The organism is Mycolicibacterium alvei (assembly GCF_010727325.1).
GTDB classification, from domain to species: domain Bacteria; phylum Actinomycetota; class Actinomycetes; order Mycobacteriales; family Mycobacteriaceae; genus Mycobacterium; species Mycobacterium alvei.
This window is the reverse complement of record NZ_AP022565.1, coordinates 3,117,332-3,135,308: the sequence shown is the minus strand read 5'-3', so window position 1 is coordinate 3,135,308 and position 17,977 is coordinate 3,117,332. Positions and strand designations below refer to the sequence as shown.

The 17,977-nt window shown below is 68.0% G+C and carries 6 protein-coding genes; 1 reads left to right on the top strand and 5 read right to left on the bottom strand.

Translation table 11 applies throughout. The features are described from left to right. Positions 1–38 precede the first annotated feature (38 nt). Complete coding sequence (locus G6N44_RS15065) at positions 39–974, bottom strand: type IV toxin-antitoxin system AbiEi family antitoxin domain-containing protein (RefSeq protein ID WP_163665269.1); 936 nt, start codon at positions 972–974, stop codon at positions 39–41. A gap of 1,103 nt (positions 975–2,077) precedes the next feature. Here G6N44_RS15065 and G6N44_RS29695 point away from each other — a divergent pair. Then, positions 2,078–7,555 (top strand): PE family protein, encoded by a 5,478-nt coding sequence (locus G6N44_RS29695; protein WP_163665267.1) that lies wholly within the window; start codon positions 2,078–2,080, stop codon positions 7,553–7,555. A gap of 9 nt (positions 7,556–7,564) precedes the next feature. Here the strand turns inward: G6N44_RS29695 and G6N44_RS15055 are convergent, their stop codons facing one another. From G6N44_RS15055 to G6N44_RS15040, 4 genes are read right to left on the bottom strand one after another with little or no spacing between them, the layout of a single operon-like run. Further along, complete coding sequence (locus tag G6N44_RS15055; protein ID WP_163665265.1) at positions 7,565–8,053, bottom strand: hypothetical protein; 489 nt, start codon at positions 8,051–8,053, stop codon at positions 7,565–7,567. Between the two features lie 19 nt (positions 8,054–8,072). Beyond that, positions 8,073–8,537: a hypothetical protein gene (locus tag G6N44_RS15050; protein ID WP_163665263.1), complete on the bottom strand. Its 465-nt coding sequence runs from the start codon at positions 8,535–8,537 to the stop codon at positions 8,073–8,075. Between the two features lie 38 nt (positions 8,538–8,575). Further along, on the bottom strand, positions 8,576–9,505 hold the full coding sequence (locus G6N44_RS15045) for an LLM class F420-dependent oxidoreductase (protein WP_163665261.1): 930 nt from the start codon (positions 9,503–9,505) through the stop codon (positions 8,576–8,578). A gap of 21 nt (positions 9,506–9,526) precedes the next feature. Next, positions 9,527–17,932 carry a BTAD domain-containing putative transcriptional regulator gene (locus tag G6N44_RS15040; RefSeq protein ID WP_163665258.1) on the bottom strand — a complete coding sequence of 2,802 codons (8,406 nt, stop codon included), beginning with the start codon at positions 17,930–17,932 and terminating at the stop codon, positions 9,527–9,529. Positions 17,933–17,977 lie beyond the last annotated feature (45 nt).

Genomic DNA, 17,977 nt, shown 5'->3' with positions numbered 1-17,977 from the left:
TGCTGCTCAATGCTGACTGGGATCCTCGGTGCTGATGACTATGCGGCCCGGTCGAGTCGAGTGAACTCACACTCCGGCCCACACGGGTGCCCGGTTACCGCGATCTCGTGCCGCTGCAGCACCTGAGCGATCTTGCTCGCGGTCTGGCATGGCCGGTCGAAGACCTGCCCGTAGGAGAGCCTGACAGTCGAACGGCCGTCAACGGCGGCGTCGAGATCTCGCTCGAAGTCCGCATCCCGACTGGTCGCCGAATCGTGGTACATCCGGCCGTCGAGCTCGACGATGAGCTGTTCGCCGTATTCGGCGTCGCGATAGCAAATGCCGACGGATGACGTGGCCCGCTTCTGTCGCGTGGCCCGGGGCAGGCCGTGCGGCCGCTCCACCCGAGTGAGATAGCCGTGCTCAAGCACCGAGTAGGTGCCGTCGGCGATGTCGACGAGCACTGCGCGCAACCACCGGCGACGGCGGACCCGCGTCCGAGAATCGAGCACATGGAGCAGCCGCTGCGCCGTGGTTCGTCGAGATTGGCAGGCATTGGCCAGGATCGCGATGGCATCGAGTTCGGATGCGGCACGGCACGCAACGTCGAGCGTGGCTTCGTCGTACCGCATCCGGGGTGGGCTGACGTTCCACAGCACCCGTTCCTCAAGATTCACCAGGTGGTGAATGCGGACTCCCGCCGGCTCAGCCAGTATCGCCCGGTGTTGCACGACCGCGAGATGGATGGGAGACGTTTCAGCTCCCAGCGCTGATTCGAAGCACAGCGCCGACGGAGCCGCGTAAAGCACTGCAGCCCAAGTGCGTTGCGGCCACGTCAGGGGCCCGGTGTGGTTGACGTACACCCCCGCGTGGACCCGTGCCCACTGGTTGCGCCTGAGCAGCCGACGGATCGCATGCTCTGGCAAACCCGCATCCAACGCCTGCCGGCGTGAGATCACCCCGTCTTGTTGGCGAAGCACATCGTCAACGTCCACCAACTCGATACTCGTGGACCGCCGCGACGGCCACCAGAAGCATTTCGGGGACCTGTGGATAACTGCCTGCGTCGAGCCGTGTCAGGGATCAGCCCGCATCGTCTCCCTGGAGGTGCTGATCTTCCCCAGTCCCGATTGAACTTGCGAGGGATTGAGGGCGATGACACGGCTGCAATCTCAAGCCATCTCGCGGGTCGGCTGCTGCCCTACTGGGAGGCTGTGTAGCTAATTGATCTAGCAAACAAATTGGGCCGCGACGGGCGGGCGGCAGCATCATCGCGATCGAGCCGATGGCGGTGCGACCGGTCCACATCGACGCGGTCGGAATCGCAAGCACGTTACTTGTACGTAATTTTTTCGTAATACGGCTGAAACACCGCGGCGTTTGCAGGACGGAGGCTACAGTGCTCCAACCTGATCTTAAATATAAACAGAACGGCCCATTTCTGCACTACAAACCCAGTTTTTGTGGAGCCCGCGCGCTGATTGCGCTGCCCATGACTTAAACATTGGAGATGCGAACGATGTCCGTCCCGAACGCAGAACGTGCCAAGTCGAAACGCAGTGGGGGCCGCAAGGGCCGCCGTTCGTCCGAGTACGCCGTCGTGCGCTGGCTCGGCGCCGGAGCGGTAGCTGCTGGATTGGGTGCCGCAATGACGACCGGGCAGGCTGTCGCGTACGCGGATGAATCGTCGGAATCGTCATCGGAATCATCGTCCGGGTCGCGGGGGTCTGCGCGAGACTCGTCGACTGCAGGAACATCGAACGCTCGCACCGACGGCCAACAGCCGACACTGCGTTCGCGTCTGACCGCCGGAATCGACGCGACGAGGGGGCCCCGCCGGAGTTCAGCGCCTAATGCGGCGCCCAATGCGGTCGGTGCGCCTGGGTTGCGGCCGACGGGGATGAATGTGGCGGCTTCCGGTGGGGCGGGGACCCGAATCCCAGGTGGTAACGCACGTCGGGACGCGGTTGATCGCATTCGCAACACCGCGGCAGCTGCCGCGGCCGAGCGAGACAGTTCTGGCGCTGCGTCGGTATCCGACGGTGAACGTGGCGAATCGTCCGCTGACGCAGCGACGGGGTCCGTTTCGGTGGAAACCGTGGAGGGCACGACCGGTTCCGAAGCTGCTGCCGAAGAAGTGGTGGCAGCGGCCCGAGAGCTGTTGACACAGCGTGGCATTCCGGTAGTGGGGTGGGAGTTCGACGCTATCGCGAGGCCAGAGCGCGACCCGGCGCCTGTGCAGCGGAGTCGGCCGAACGGCGACTCGACCCGGGTGGGTTCGGCTCCGCGGTTCGCCGCAGCCGTGGAGCGGTATCGTCCGCTAGGAACGGTGCGACCGGAAAAGCCGGCGGCACATGTTGATTCGAGTCCAGGCCAGGTCGCGTCACTGCCAGTTCCGGTCGACGCTGGTCCGCGCGGCTCGTCGGCGCAGACCGCTGCTGTCTCGGTGGCCGAGCCCGTCTCCCCAGCCACGGCCGCCGCGCCGCCAGTGGTGCAGCAGCTCCTGCGGATAGTGGGCTTGGCTCCGGCCCTTGGCTCCGGGTCTACGCCGCCGGCGGGTGCGCCGTTGGCGTGGGTGATGCTGGGATTCGTCCGTCGTGAGACCGACAGCCGCGCCGCCGTCGAAGCAATGGTGCTGCGCGCCAACACCGATGGCAGCCGCCAGATCGCGATCACCGACAGCCTGGGTGGTCTCGCCGCGCAGTCGCGAGGTGTCGCAGCGCTGGGTGCGGCGCTGGATTCTCAGCGTCCGGCGATGGGTAGGGGCGGCTGGTTGATCGGCGATGGGATCGACGCCGCCGCTGATTGTGTGGCGGACGCCTGCAATGGCGGTGATGGCGGCTGGTTGATGGGCAATGGGGGCAGTGGCGCCAACGGTGGCCACGGTGGCGACGCGGGCATGATCGGGCGTGGCGGTGTGGGCGGTGCCGCAACCGCTGCCGGCCAGATCGGCGGGAACGGCGGGAACGGCGGCCTGCTGTTGGGAGCCGGCGGTGCCGGCGGGTCCGGCGGCCTTTACGGCGTGGGCGGCCGCGGTGGCGATGCCGGAATTTTCTGGGGCAATGGCGGCCGTGGCGGCGACGGCACCAGCGGTGGTAACGGCGGGAATGCAGCATTCACGATCGGTTCTGGCGGCCGGGGCGGGGACGCGTTGGCTGCCGGGCAGCAAGGTGGCGACGGCGGACACGCGGGCTGGCTGCTCGGCAACGGCGGGGCCGGCGGAAAAGGCGGAACCGGTAGCGCCGGGACGACCGGTAGCTCCGGATCGGCGGGAGCGTTGGGACAGGACGGCGGTGACGGCGGTGCGGGCACCGCGGGTGGGGCCGGCGGCAACGGCGGTACCGGAGGCCGAGGCGCCCTGTTCGGCAAGGGCGGTGTCGGCGGCGCCGGCGGCGACGGCGGTACCGGCGGCGACGGTGGCACAGGTGGGCTCGGCGGTGCGGGCACCGCTGACGGCGGAACCGGTGGCAACGGCGGAAACGGTGGTGTCGGCGCCGATGGCGGTACCGGCGGCAATGGCGGCGCCGGAGGACGAGGCGGCCTCTTCGGTTCGACCGCTCGCGCCGGTGTGGGCGGGGCCGGCGGGGTGGGCGGCGACGCCGGCACTGCCGGTGACGGCGGCGCCGGTGCTGAAGCCATCACTCCAGGCAGGAGCGGCGGCGCAGGAGGTGACGGTGGTGACCCCGGCCAAGTTGGATCCGGTGGTACCGGTGGCATCGGGTGGATACGAGGGGCTGACGGGGCCCAGGGCAGCCTGCCGACCAATGGCGGTAACGGAGGTCGCGGCGGCGATGGGGCTGACGCCGATGTCCTGGGCAGTGCCGGTGGTGCCGGTGGTCGCGGCGGCGACGCCGGGCTGATCGGACGCGGCGGTGACGGCGGCACCGGCGGTAACGGTGCTGACGGCGGTAACGGCGCCGACGCGCACGGCGTCGACGCCGACGGAAACGGACTGACGGGTGGCTCCGGGGTGACCGGGGGAGCGGGTGGCGTCGGTGGCGCGGGTGGCGCCGGCGGCGCCTTGGCCGGAAATGGCGGTGCTGGCGGTGACGGCGGTAGCGGTGGCCGAGGAGGTGTCGGCGGCCAGGGCTCCGATGGGGCCGACGGCACGTTCGTCGCTGGAGCCATCGGCGATGGGGGCCGCGGTGGAGATGGTGGTGCCGGCGGGACAGGCGGAGTCGGTGGCGACGGCGGCACGGGTGGAGCCGCGCAGGCCGGTGGCGTCTGGAGTGCCGGCGTCACCGGTGACGGGGGCGACGGCGGTGCAGGCGGAAACTCAGGAGTTGCCGGCAACGGCGGCAACGGCGCTGACGCGATCGTCGCCGGCGGCACCGGAGGTGCCGGCGGAGACGGGGGTGACCCCGGCCTCGTCGGGGCCGGCGGCGCGGGCGGTATCGGATCCAACCCCGGCGGCACCGGCGCAGCCGGGATGTTGCCCACCTATGGCGGCGACGGCGGCGACGGCGGCAACGGTCTTGCCGGCACCGCGGGTGCCGACGGCGGTGCTGGCGGCCGCGGCGGTGACGGAGGACGTCTCGGTAACGGCGGCGACGGTGGCGACGGCGCCGACGGTGGTGCCGGTGGGCAGGGCACCGCGGGTGCCGACGGCGTCTATGTCCTCAGCGGCGGCGACGGCACGGGCGGTATCGGCGGCACCGGAGAGACCGGTGGCGCCGGTGGTGTCGGCGGCGCCGGCGGCAATGGTGGCGACCTCGCAGGCGATGGCGGAGTGGGTGGCGCCGGCGGCAACGGCGGTATCGGCGGTATCGGCGGCACCGGGGGCAGGGGCGCCGACGGCGTCGTCCTGGTGGTCTACGACGGCGGCGATGGCGGCGACGGCGGTGCTGGTGGCACCGGCGGTATTGGCGGCAATGGTGGCGCCGGTGGCCTCGCGCATTCCGACCTTGGCGTCGATGGCAGCCAGGGGATCGGCGGCGACGGCGGAAGCGGCGGTGCGGCGGGCATCGCCGGTGACGGCGGTACCGGCGCTCACGGCAGTACTTTCGGTAGTAGCGGATCGACCGGCGGCGACGGCGGCGACCCCGGCGCAGCAGGGACGGGTGGGGTCAGAGGTACCGGCTCCACTGACGGCCAGGATGGCGCGAGCGGTGCCCAGGCCACTACCGGTGGAAACGGCGGGAACGGCGGAAACGGCAGCACTGGATCGATTTTCGGCCCCTTCGGCCCGGGCGGGAACGGCGGCAACGGCGGCAACGGCGGGCTGGTCGGCAACGGCGGTGACGGCGGCGACGGTGCCGACGGCAGCAGCGGCGGCGGACTGATCGGCCCCAATGGCTACAACGGCGGCAACGGTGGCAACGGCGGACTGGGCGGCGCCCAGGCCGGCAACGGCGGCAACGGTGGCAACGGCGGTGACGCCGGCAACGGCGCAGCGGGCACCAACGGCAGCCATGGCGCCAACGGCACGGGCGACGACGGCACCGACGGCACCAACGGCGGAAACGGTGGCACCGGTGGCAAGGGCGGTAACGGTGGACTCGCGCAATCGAGCACCGGCTCCCAAGGTGCGGGCGGGAACGGCGGTGATGGCGGCGACGCGGGCCGTGCCGGCGACGGCGGGAACGGCGGCGACGGCGGGGTCGTCAAGGTCTCCGGCGGCAAGGGCGGCAACGGCGCCAACCCTGGTACCGCCGGAACGGGCGGAGTGGGAGGCACCGGGTCGACTGACGGCACCGACGGCACCGACGGCTCGTCCGCCGGTGGCGGCAAAGGCGGCGTCGGCGGCAACGGCGCAAACGCCACCACCAACGGTGCAAATGGCGGTGCCGGCGGCAACGGTGGCAACGGCGGCATCGTCGGTAACGGCGGCGCGGGCGGCAACGGCGGCCACGGAATGGTAGGTAGCGCCGGTGCCGCCGGCACCTTCGCAGGCGGCGGCGACGGCAACGGCGCCAATGGCACGGCGGGCGGAAACGGCGGTAACGGCGGCGCGGGCGGAAGCGGCGGATCCGATGCCGGCGTCGGAGGCACTGGCGGCAACGGCGGCAACGGCGCCGTCGGCGGTACCGGCGGCGCGGGCGCGGCCGGCGACGGTCCCGGCGCGTCGGGCGGTAACGGCGGCAATGCCGGTAATGGCGGCAGCGGCGGCAGCGGCGGCGCGGGCGGGGCAACGCAGCACTCCGGCGGCACCGGCGGCAAGGGGGGCAACGGCGGAAATGGTGCCGTCGGGGGCTCTGGCGGCAAGGGGGGCAATGGCGCCGATGGTGCGATCGTTCCGGGGGGCACCGACGATCAGGCGCTCGGCGGTGCCGGCGGTGATGGCGGCAACGGCGGAAACAACGGTATCGGAGGCGGCGCCGGGTTGGGCGGTGCGGGCACGACACCGGGTGCATCTGGTGGATTCGGCAACACCCCGACGGGGAGCGGCGGTAACGGTGGCGACGGCGGTGACGGTGGAGACGGCTTCCAGTTCTGGGGCGGTGCCACCGGCGGCGCCGCCGGAAACGGCGGAAACGGCGGGAACTATGGCGACGGCGGTAACGGCGGTCACGGCGGCGACGGTGGAAACGGGCGGGGTGGCGGCATCGGCATCGACGGCGAAAGTGGCGCCAACGGCGGTGCCGGAGGCGCTGGGGGTACCGGCGGCGCCTTCGGCGGTACCGGCGGCACCGGTGGTACCGGTGGCGACGGCGGCGATGGCGGCAACGGCGTTGATGGCACAACAAGTCTGAACGCGGACGGCAGCAACGGCGGCAGTGGCGGCGCAGGCGGCGTCGGCGGCGCGGGTGGGTCCGCAGGGTCCATTTACGGCAGCGCCGGCAACGGCGGAGCCGGTGGCGACGGCGGATCAGCAGGTAACGGCGGAAACGGCGCTGATGCTCTTCAATACCAGAGTGGCGGCAACGGCGGTAACGGGGGCTCGGCCGGCGCAGCCGGAGCCGGTGGCGCCGGCGGTACGGCCTCCTTCCCCGGCGGGAACGGCAGTAATGGTGCTGCCGGCACCTATCTGGATGGTGGAACCGGCGGCAAGGGTGGCAACGGCGGCAACGGCAGCGACGGTCAGACGACAGGCTCGCAGACAAGTGCCGGTGCCGCCGGCAAGGGCGGTAACGGCGGCAACGGCTTCAATGGCGGCGATGCCGGCAACGGTGGCAACGGCGGCAGCGGTTGGAACGCCACCAACGGCGGCGCCGGTGGCAACGGTGGCAGGGGCACCGGCGGTGCGGGCGGCGACGGCGGTGACGGCGGCAAGGGCGGCACCGGAAGTAACGTCAGTCAGATCATAGTCGTCATTCACGACGCCAAGCCTGGCGGCGCGGGTGGCGCCGGCGGCCACGGCGGTGACAGCATCGGTGGCACCGGTGGCGGCAAAGCCGGCCAAGGCGGCCAGGGCGGTAACGGCGGCAACGGCAACCCCGGACTCTTCGGGGCACCATCCGCCGTTGGAGGTCACGGCGGCAAGGGCGGCAACGGCGGATGGTACTACCCGGCTGGCATCGGCCTGGTCAAGCAGGGCGCGACTGGGCAAAATGGTGGCTCGCAGGTAGACCGAACCCCGCCGCTAGGCGGCCTAGGCGGGGCAGGCGGGGCAGGTGGCGCAGGCGGGGCGCCGTAGCGAGCCGCGTTAGGGGTTCTGCCCAGCGGGCGGCTGCGTCGTGGTCACCGGTGCGGTCGTGGTTGTCGTCGGCGGCTCGGTCGTCGTGGTCGTGGTCTCGGTGGTGGTTGTGGGTGGCGCCGTCGTCGTGGTCGTGGTGGTGACGGGGGCTTCTTCAACCGTGGTGGTGGTCGGTGCGACTGTCTCGGTGACGGTGTGAGTCGGTGCCGGAACCACCGGGGCCGAGGTGACGACCGATGTGGTGGTGGTCGGCGTCGTTGACGTGGTCGTGGTCAGCGTCGAAGAATCAGACGGGGAATCCGACGAGAACAGCTGCACCAGTGCGTAAATGACCAACGCCGCGATGAGTGCACCGACAGCGCCCAGACCGAGCAATGCGGCGGGCTTGCGGTACCAGGGGATGGGCTCGGGCGTGGGCGGCGCGGGCGCGTCGGAGTACTCGCCGTAGCTGGGGGCGTACTGCGTTGGCTCGTCGTTGTCCTCGTAATAGTTCGACACGCGCCGATGGTAGGCGCGCTCAGCCGCCCGGCGGTGGATACAGCGTGCGTGTCACGGTGGTGGGGTATTCGCCGTAGTCGACGCCAGGCTGGGTATACGACGGCGTCGTCGTCGTTGTCGTGGTGGTGGTCGTGGTTGTAGTGGTCGTCGTCGAAGTCTCGGAGGACGTTGTAGGCGACGTTTCCGTGGTCGTCGTGGTCGAAGTGTCCGACGGCACGACAAACTCGGAGGTCACGGGGAGGCGCGAGGTGGTGGTCCGGGTCGTCGTGGACTTCGACGTCTTTGAGGACGTCGACGCGTAGCTGGGCGGGACGAAATCAATGGGGGCGTCTTCGGGCCCTCCGGAGCTGGTCAGAGCGATCACCGCCCACAGCACCAGGCCGATCACGGCGAGGGCGGCTGCGCTGGCTCCCGCGACAGTCGACGTCGAGTGATGCCAGGGCACCTCGGCGGGCTGCCCCTGATCGTCGTCGTCAACGGTCACGGGGCCGATCCTATGCCCGGCGTTGCAGTGGGCTTCGGTCAGCTCAGCTGAGGGATGACATCACCGGCAAAGAGCTCGAGATGATCCAGATCGGACTGGTCGAGCATTTGCAGGTAGACGCGCTGCACACCGGCCTCAAGGAAGGGGCCCAGCTTGTCGACGATCTCGGCGGGCGTGCCGACCAGCGGCGAATTGCTGCGTAGTTCGTCCACCTCGCGGTTGATCGTCGCGGCGCGTGTGGCGATCTGCGCTTCGTCGCGGCCTGCGCACAGCACGAAGGCAGCCGAGTAGGTCAGCGCATCGGCCGGGCGTCCGGCGGCCGCCACTGCGTCGGCCACCCGCGCGAACTGGGTCTTGAGCGTGTCCAGCGGTACGAATGGCACGTTGAATTCCGAGGCGAACTCGGCGGCCAGTGCCGGCGTGCGTTTGGCGCCCATCCCGCCGATGACGATAGGCAACGATGACTGTGCGGGCTTTGGCAGCGCCGGTGAGTCGACGACGGTGTAGTGCTTTCCGGCGAATTCGAAGGTCTCGCCGACGGGCGTTTGCCACATTCCGGTGAGGATGCGTAGCTGCTCTTCGAGCCGGTCGAATCGCTCGCCCAGTGGCGGGAACGGGATGGCGTACGCCTGGTGCTCGGCTTCGAACCAGCCTGCACCGAGGCCCAATTCGACACGCCCACCGCTCATCTCGTCGACCTGTGCCACCGAGATCGCCAGCGGTCCGGGGTGGCGGAAGGTGGCCGAGGTGACCATGGTGCCCAGCCGGATCGTCGAGGTCTCGCGGGCGATGCCGGCCAGCGTGACCCAGGAGTCGGTCGGCCCGGGCAGGCCGTCACCGCTCATCGCCAGGTAGTGGTCAGACCTGAAGAATGCGGAGTAGCCGAGGGCTTCGGCGGCGCGGGCCACCGCGAGCTGATCGGAGTAGGTAGCACCTTGCTGGGGTTCGACGAACACACGGAAATCCACGAGGCCAGCCTATCGGCGACATCAAGTGGGCGGTGGTTGGCTGAGCTCGTCGAAGCGGGTGAGCGCAGCATCGAGGTCCGACTCTTCGAATAGCTCGCTGCGACTGATCAGATCGTCTTCGACCATCATGATGTCGATCCCCCGCCATTCGGCCTCGAAACCCTCGAGTGTGGCCCCCTCCGCTGCGTGAGTGATGACCGCGCCGCGGCCGCTCATCCGGTGTACGGCTTCGATGTAGATGCGCCCGTCGGGCATGTCGTCCCACGAGGAACGGATGTATGCGTTCAGCCCACCGGGCTCGAACGATGTCGCTCGGTGGTGGTCGACATTCACCCAGTCGGGCGTGGTCGAGGGTAGTTCGTGACGGTTGGCCGCGGCGATGGTTCGCGTGATGACTGACCAGGTGTGGGCACTGTCGGCTGCTTTCCCGGCCAGGTAGCGGGATTCGAGTTCAGCGAAGGCGGCGTTGATGTCGTCAAGGTCGAACACGACGATAGCCAAAATCCGCTCATCCGTGCCGATCTCGACCATCTGATACGCATCGATGTTGAACCGATCCTGATCATCTCCCGGCACACTCACCCGAACACGCATGAGGGCGAGGCACTTCCCGCGGATCGCGACGGTTGTCATCTTGTCGGTTCCCATTCCGACGTTGGCCACTGCGCGCCCATTGGCGATCGCCGCCTCACGGCCGTGCCGGGCGCCGGCCCCCACAAATGGACGACGATCGTCGATCACCGCGTCGGCGGTGAGTAATTCCTCCACTGTGCCCCAGTCGCCTGCGGTGTAGGCCCAGTGAATGCGCTCGAACATCTGGGAGGCTGTGTTTTCCAGCTGCGGTGCAGGACGGCTGAGTTCGTCGAACCTTGCGAGCGCGGCATCGAGGTCTGCTGAGTCGAAGACTTCCGAGTGGCTGATCAGATTGCCTTCGAACACGAGCAAGCAGATTGCACGCCACTCAGCGTCGAAGCCTTGTTGTGCCGTCCCCTGCGCCTTGTATGTCACGACTGCCCCGATCTTGTGCAGCCGATGAATCTCCTCGATGCGCAACCGGTACTCGGGCATCATGTCCCACGTCGCACTGAGGTATGGGAACGCTTCGCCAGGCGCGAAGGATGCAGCTCGCCGGTGGTCGATATTGACCCAATCCGGCGTGGTCGCCGGGAGATTGTGCCGATTAAGTGTGGCGTAGGTGTCAGTGACGATCGACCACGTCTGCGCGTGCGGCGCAGCCTCACCGGCAACGTATCGGGCGTCAAGTTCTTTGACGGCAGAGTCGAAGTCGTCGGGGTCGAAGGTGACCAGACCGACGATGCGCTCGTCGGTATCCAACGCAACGACTTCGAGGAGGTTGACGTGAAACGCATCGGCCTGCTTATCGCCGACGACGTATCGGGAACGCCTGAGCGCGAGGCGCTCACCGCGCGTCGCAACGACGGTTGCCGCCGCGTTGATGGCGCCGAGGCCGATCACCGCACGTGCGTCTTCAAGCGCGGCATCCCTACCCTGCCGGATGCCGGAGCCAACGACGTGACGACGATCATCGCCGCTGAAGTCGTCGGCCAGTATGGTCGTTATCGCATCCAAATCCCTGTCCGCCAAGTGCTTCTGGAGGCGTTCATACGTGCGGCTCGCCGCGTTTTCCAGCTGCGGCGCAGACCGACTGAGTTCATCGAAGCGAGCCAGGGCGGCATCGAGGTCGCCCTCGTCGAACATCTCAATGCGGCTGAGCATGTTGCCTTCGACGCTCGCAAGGCAGACTTCTTGCCATTCGGCGGCGAAGCCGTCTTGCGACGTACCGCTGACCGCGTGAGTGAAGACCGCACCGAGGCTGCCCAGACAAAGAACAGACTCTGCGTAGATGCTGACATCCGGCGCGAGATCCCACGTGGCACGTATGTATGCAGCCAGGTCGCCGGGCGCGAACCCTCTCGCTCGCCGGTGATCGATGGTGACCCAGTCCGGCGTGAAATCGGGCATTTCGCGCTTGTTGAATGCGGCAAGGGCCCGCGCGATGACGGACCACGCACGCGCGTGGGCGCCGGTTTCGCCGGCCAGGTACCGAGCGTCGAGTTCAGCGATCGCGGCGTCGAAATCGTCGGGATCGAAGGTGACCGTCGCTGCAACCCGACTGTCGGCGTCGATCTCGATCACGTGCAGGAGATCGAGGCCGAACTCCTCGGGTGCTCCACCGCCGAGCGAGAATCGAGCGCGGGCGAGGGCGAGGCGTTCCCCACGGATCGCTATGGCGTTCAGCGTTTGTGTGGCACCGAGATCAGCTGCTACACGGAAATTGTCAATGTACGCATCCCGGCCGATCTGAAGGTTGGCGTTCACCACGGGACGACGGTCATCGAAGCTGATGTCGTCAATCACCATCTTCGACAGGGCGTCCCAGTCGTGGGCGTCGAATAGCTCTACAAAGCGATCGGCTACTTGGCTTGCTGCATTTTCCAGACGCCGGACTGGCCGGCTGAGCTCGCCGAACTTCGCAACGGCGGTGTCGAGATCGGCCTCGTCGAATAGTTCTGAGTGGGAGAGTATTTCGTCTTGCACAATGAGGATATGGACGTCTCGCCACTCGGCGTCGAAGCCGCTCTGCGAGGTTCCGCGGGCTACATGGGTGACGACGGCCCCACGCTCACTCAGGTGGTGCACCGCCTCAATGTAGATCTCGGTGTCAGGCGAGTCTCCCCATGCGGCTTGGCAATACCTGATGAGGTCACCAGGTGCGAATGCTGCTGGGTGGCGGTTGTCGATGTTCGTCCAATCCGGTGTCGTCGCGGCGAGTTCGCGCCGGTTGAACGCGGCATATACACCCATCACTGCCGACCACGCGCGCGCATCCGGGGCGGCTTCACCGGCGAGATACCGCGCGTCAAGTTCTGCGAAGGCGGCGTCGACATCGTGGGGTTCGAACTCGACCTTGGCAACGATCAGCCCCTCGGAGTTGACCTCGGCAATCTCCAGCACTTCAACACAAAATGCTTTGGAATCTTCGAATCTCATGCGGCTGAGAGAGAGGCGATCCCCGCGCACCGCGATAGTCGACTTCGTGACAGCGGCCCCCAGGGCTGCGATCGAACGGATGTTGTCGACTGCGGTCGCGCGGTCATTGATTTCACAGCGGAAGCCTTGGCGTCTGTCGTCGAGTTGGGTGTCCTCGGTGAACAGCACAGCGATCTCATCCACGCGGCCTTCGCCAAACAGCGCGCTCAAACGATCGTCGGCCCGCGTCGCCGCGTTCGCCAGTGACGCTTGCGGACGTTCTTGGTCGAACTGGACGTACAGAGAGTCGAGCTCAGCGAACGCGGCGTCGATGTCGTCGACGTCGAAGGACACCTGCAGGTGGATGCGACCTTTCGCATCCAGTCCGAACAGATGCAACAGCTCGTCGCGTGGTGCGCCAGGATTCTCATCTGCCGTACTCAACGTCGAGCGGACCAGGGCCAGGCGTTCACCGCGGACGGCGACAAACGTCCGATGGATCTGCACGACGCCGATCTCAAGGAACTTTTGCGCCGCACCTGCCCACTCGCTGGATGAAAACTCGCTACGTGTGAAGCCCACTATCTTCCGTCGGCCCTCGAGTGAGATTCTGGGAGCGAACACCTGATCCAACTCGTCCCAGCCTTCGCGGGCAGCACTGTCGTCCAACCGGCGGATCGCCCGCACACAGGCGGTATCCGACTCGGCCCCGTCTTCCGACCGGGCATCGAAATGTGACCGAAGGCGCCGGGGCACTTGGCCCTCCGACTGCTGCACCCCGAATCGTGCGTACTGCGCGTCGAGTTCGGCAAGCGCGGCATCCATGTCATCGACGTCGAACCATATTTGCAGAGCGATTCGGCCGTCCTCATCGATGGCGTATATCTGGAGAAATTCGTCCTGTGGTGCGCCAGGGCTTTCATCGCCAGTGCCCACGCTTACTCGTGCGAGAGCGAGGCGGTCTCCTCGGACGGCGACAACGGCATGGCTTGCCCGCATGACGCCGTTCTCAAGATCGCACCGCGCCTGGTGCGCCACTTCGTGTGGTGTGAATGCGGTCCGGTCGAAACCGACAAGTCTGCGCCGACTTTCGATAAGGCCGTCGGGGGCGAACATCCCCTCGAATTCGTCCCACGCCCCGGCATCGATCGCGGCCACAGCCCGTTCGCTCGCCCGTGTGCAGGCGGTATCCGGAACGGTGTTGGCTTCGAATCGCTCGTACTGCGCATCGAGTTCGGCGATGGCGGCGTCCATGTCATCGAAGTCGAAGGACACTTGCAGGGCGACTAGGCCTTCCTCGTTGAGACCGACCACCTGAACAAACTCATCCTGTGGCGCTCCTGGGTCCGTATCGTCGGTAGTGCTTGTGAGCAGGACCAGGGCAAGGCGGTCGCCGCGCACCGCAAGAAACGTCGGTCGGTGACGAACTATGCCGACTTCGTGGTAACGCCTCATCTCGTCGGTCCATTCACGGGGCGAAACTTCAGTTCGTGTGTAGCCGACGATCTTCCGGTGACTTTCAACGACGATGACGGGTGCAAACACCGCCTCGGCTTCATCCCAGTCCTCACGGTCGACAGCGCTGGTCAACGCGTTGCCGATTCGCACGCACGGATGGTCCGGTTCAACTGCCCCAAATCCAGGCGTGGTTGGTGTCGCCGGCGATAGAAGCGACCGATTGCCGGGAAGCGTGCGCGCCTTGTCGACCAGCGCCACAGCACCTTTGCGCTCGTAAAGCTTGCTCGCTCGCTCGGCAGCCGACCGTGCGCTGACAACCTCGCCGGCGGCATCCAGCACCGTCGCCAATGCCAGACACGCATCACCGTGGTCGACCAGCGCGTCCGTGCGCTCGGCAATAGCCACGGCCTCCTCCGCTACCCGCCGGGCCTCGGCGTGCGCGCCGCCGCGGGCCAACAGCTGTGCCCGGACCGTCCGCCAGGTGATCGACGCCTTCAGAGCGTGCCCCGCAAGTCGCTCACTCTCCGAACACAGTTCGTCGGCCTCGACGTCTCGATCCTGCAAGAGGCAGGCACGGGCCAACAGTGCGGCTGTCTCGGCGGCGTCTGCGTCCAGGCCCATCCGACGGAAGCCGTTGTAGGCCAGACGAAGATGCAGCTCGGCTGCGGCGGGATCGTCGAGTACCAACTCGACGATGCCGGCGAAGTGCTCGACTTCGAGGAGCGCATGGCGCAAGGCCAGTTCGGTGACCGTGCGTCGCGCGGAGTCGATCATCCGCCGGGCCGCTGCGGCCCGTCCACGAAACGCCTCCAGGACCGCTTGGCAGCGCGTCGACGTCGCTTCTACTGCGGGGGAATCAGTGGTGATCCGCAGCAGGCGCACCACGTCAAGGCACCGACCGCCCGCACGCGGCACCGGATTGGGCCCCCACAGTGCGGCCAACGGGGCGCCCGCCAACACCGCATTCACCAGACGGTGCTCACCCGCGTGTCGCGCTGCGGTGAGCGCGTTGTCCAATGCGAGCTCGCAGTCGGCGACGCGTCCGAGACGGGCCAGGCACCCTGCCCGTACGGTGTACGCCTTGGCTTCCCCTGCGGCGTCATGCAATTCGGCCAGCTTGACGGCCGCGGCGCCCACCGAGGTTTCTATCTCGTCCAGACGCTCGGGATCGACGAGCATCGAGAGCTGCCCGTCGAAGCATGTCGCCCATGCAGCGAGACGGGCCGAATCGCGTGTTCCCTCTTTCAGTTGCGATACCGCACTCGTCGCCGAGGACACATCGCCTGCGGCCAGGAGCGCTTCGCAGCGCGCGACCAGAAGCTCGACGTGCTGCTCGTCGCGGTCGGGCAACTCGTCGTCCAGTTCGTCCAGTGCGTGCAGGGCATGGTCGTAAAGGTCGGCGGCACCCTCGTATGCCAGTCGTGCCATGGCCTGGTCCGCGGCACGGCGGCAGTATTCGACGGCCTTGAGTGCGTTTCCCGCCCAAGCACATTCGAAGTAGTGGTGGGCCAAGTCGGCCAACAGTTCGTCGTCGGCACCTGGCTCGTTCTCCAGCGCCGCCGCTATCCGCTGGTGCAGTCGCATGCGGCGCACGGAGGCCAGTTCGGCGAGCAGCGATTGCCGGACGATGGCGTGGTTGAAGCGGTAGCGCCCACCGGGCTCCTCGATGAGGATGCCGGCCTGGCATGCCGCTTCGAATGCGTCGATGAGATCCTGGCCGACCACGTGCTCGACAAGGTCCAGGGGAAACTGGCTGCCTACCACCGCGGCTGCGGCCAGTGCCTTGTTCGTCTCGGCCGGAAGCCGGGAAAGTCTGCGGCTCACCGCTTCCCGGACGCCCTGAGGCAGGGTGCTCGGGTCCCAGTGCCCGCCGCTTTCGTCCACATGCCGCAACGCCTCGATGAGGAAGAACGGGTTGCCGCCGGTGACCGACGCCAGCGCCCGGGCCAACTCTTCATCGTCGTATCCCGCCTCGGCCACGTATGTGCTCACGTCGTCCTCGTCGAGTCCGCCCAGGGCAATGCGGTTGGCGCTGCCATCGCGGTGAAGGTCGGCGAGCATCGCGGCCAACGGGTGGGACCGGTCAAGGTCGGTACTGCGGTAGGTGCCGATGACCTGGACGCGGGCGTGCTCGCCGAAGCGCAGGAGGTGGCGCAGCAGCAGGAGGGTGGGCTTGGCCGCCCAATGAAGGTCGTCGAGCACCAGGACGATGGGCAGGTCCACCGAGGCGATGCCCAACAGTGCAACGACGGCGTCGAACAGTGCATAGCGTTCGGTGTCCGGGTCGCCGCGCGCTGGTGCCGCGAGATCGGGGAGAACGTCGGACAAGCCGGGAACCAGCGGGAGTAGCGCCTCGACGCCACGCATCCCGTGCAGTCGGTTGGCACCGACGCACGGCACGAGCGTGCGCAGGGCTTCCGCGAACGGTTGGTACGGCGCACCGAGGTCCTCGTCGGAACGGCCGTACAGCACCACCGCACCCTGTTCATACGCCTGCCGGCACCACTCGCCGGCCAGACGGGTCTTGCCCACCCCCGGTTCTCCGGCGATCAGGACCGCGCGAGTGCCACCGGTGAGCGCCGACTGCCAGGCGGTGAGAAGCTCCGCGAGCTCAGGACCGCGCCCGACGAATGGGCCGGGTCCCGTGAGGACTGCCGGTATCTCCGGCCGTTCGATCGGGGTACTGCCCGACAGCGGCGGGCTTTCGTCGGTCTGTAGGCGGAGCTCGAAGATGTGCTCGGGCCGTGTCAGGTTCTTCAGCTGGCGCATCCCCAGATCGTCAAGCACGACGTCGTCGGACAAGGAGTCGATCACGAGCTCAGCGGTCGCACCCGAACACAGGATCTGGCCGCCCGAGGCTTGCGACCGCAGCCGGGCGGCGCGGTTGACGGCGCGGCCGAAGTAGTCGCCGCCGCGTTGCTCGGCCTCGCCGGTGTGCAAAGAGATACGGATACGCATGGGTTCGGCCAGCACCCACGGCTCGTGAAAGATCGCATCCTGCAACTCGATCGCGGCAGATGCGGCGGCGGACGGGCGGTCGAAGACCGAGAAGGTGGCATCGCCCTCGCCACGCGTCTTGATCAGCCGACCGCCGCGGGACGTGACGACCTGTTCGACGAGCTCGTCGTGCCGCGCGAGCGCCACAGCCATGGCGTCGGCGTCTGCCTCCCAGGCGGCGGTGGATCCCTCGATATCGGTCAGCAGGAAGGTCACTGCCCGCGTCACCGACGGAACATGCTGTGTGGCAGGGACGTCGAGTTGGGCATCCTGTGCGACGATTGCGGCCTCCAGCCGCCGCAGCTCAGGCCCGGGGTCGACGCCGAGTTCATCGGCCAACAGCGACCGGGCCCGTCGGTAGGCGCCGAGGGCCTCACCCTGCCTCCCGGCCCGGTAGAGCGCGAGCATCAGCTGACCCCAACGTCGTTCGCGCAGCGGTGCATCCGCCACCGCAGCCTCGAGATCGCCGATGATCTCCGCGGCGCGGCCAGTCGCAAGCAGCGCATCGGCCCGGTCCTCGACCAGCGCCGCGTGGGCCTCGATCCACCGGGTTTTCTCGGAGACACCCCGCCGGCCATCGGGTAGTTCCGGAGTGCCACGCCAGAGGGTCACGGCTTGGTCGAACCGGGTGACGGCACCGTGGGTGTCGCCGGCACCCAGTGCGTCGCGGCCCGATTTGGCCAGCGCCCGGTAGCGCCGGGCGTCGACCTCGGCGGCACCCAGGCGCCAGCCGGTGCCCTCGGTCAGCACGAAGCCGTCGCCGAGGGCGTGACGCAGCGAGGAGATGTGGGTCTGCAGGGCCTTGGCCGCGGTACGTGGCGGATCGTCGCCCCAGAGCAGTTCCATGAGCACGTCGGCGGGAACCACCGAACCTCCGTGCAAGCCGAGCATCGTGAGGAGCGCGCGCGGCTTTGCGCCCGGTATCGCGACGGGCGCTCCGTCCAATAGGACCTGAAGAGGTCCCAAAACCTCCAGCTCCACCGATGAAAGCGTACCCACGCGCCAATCGTCGGGGTGACGATTCAA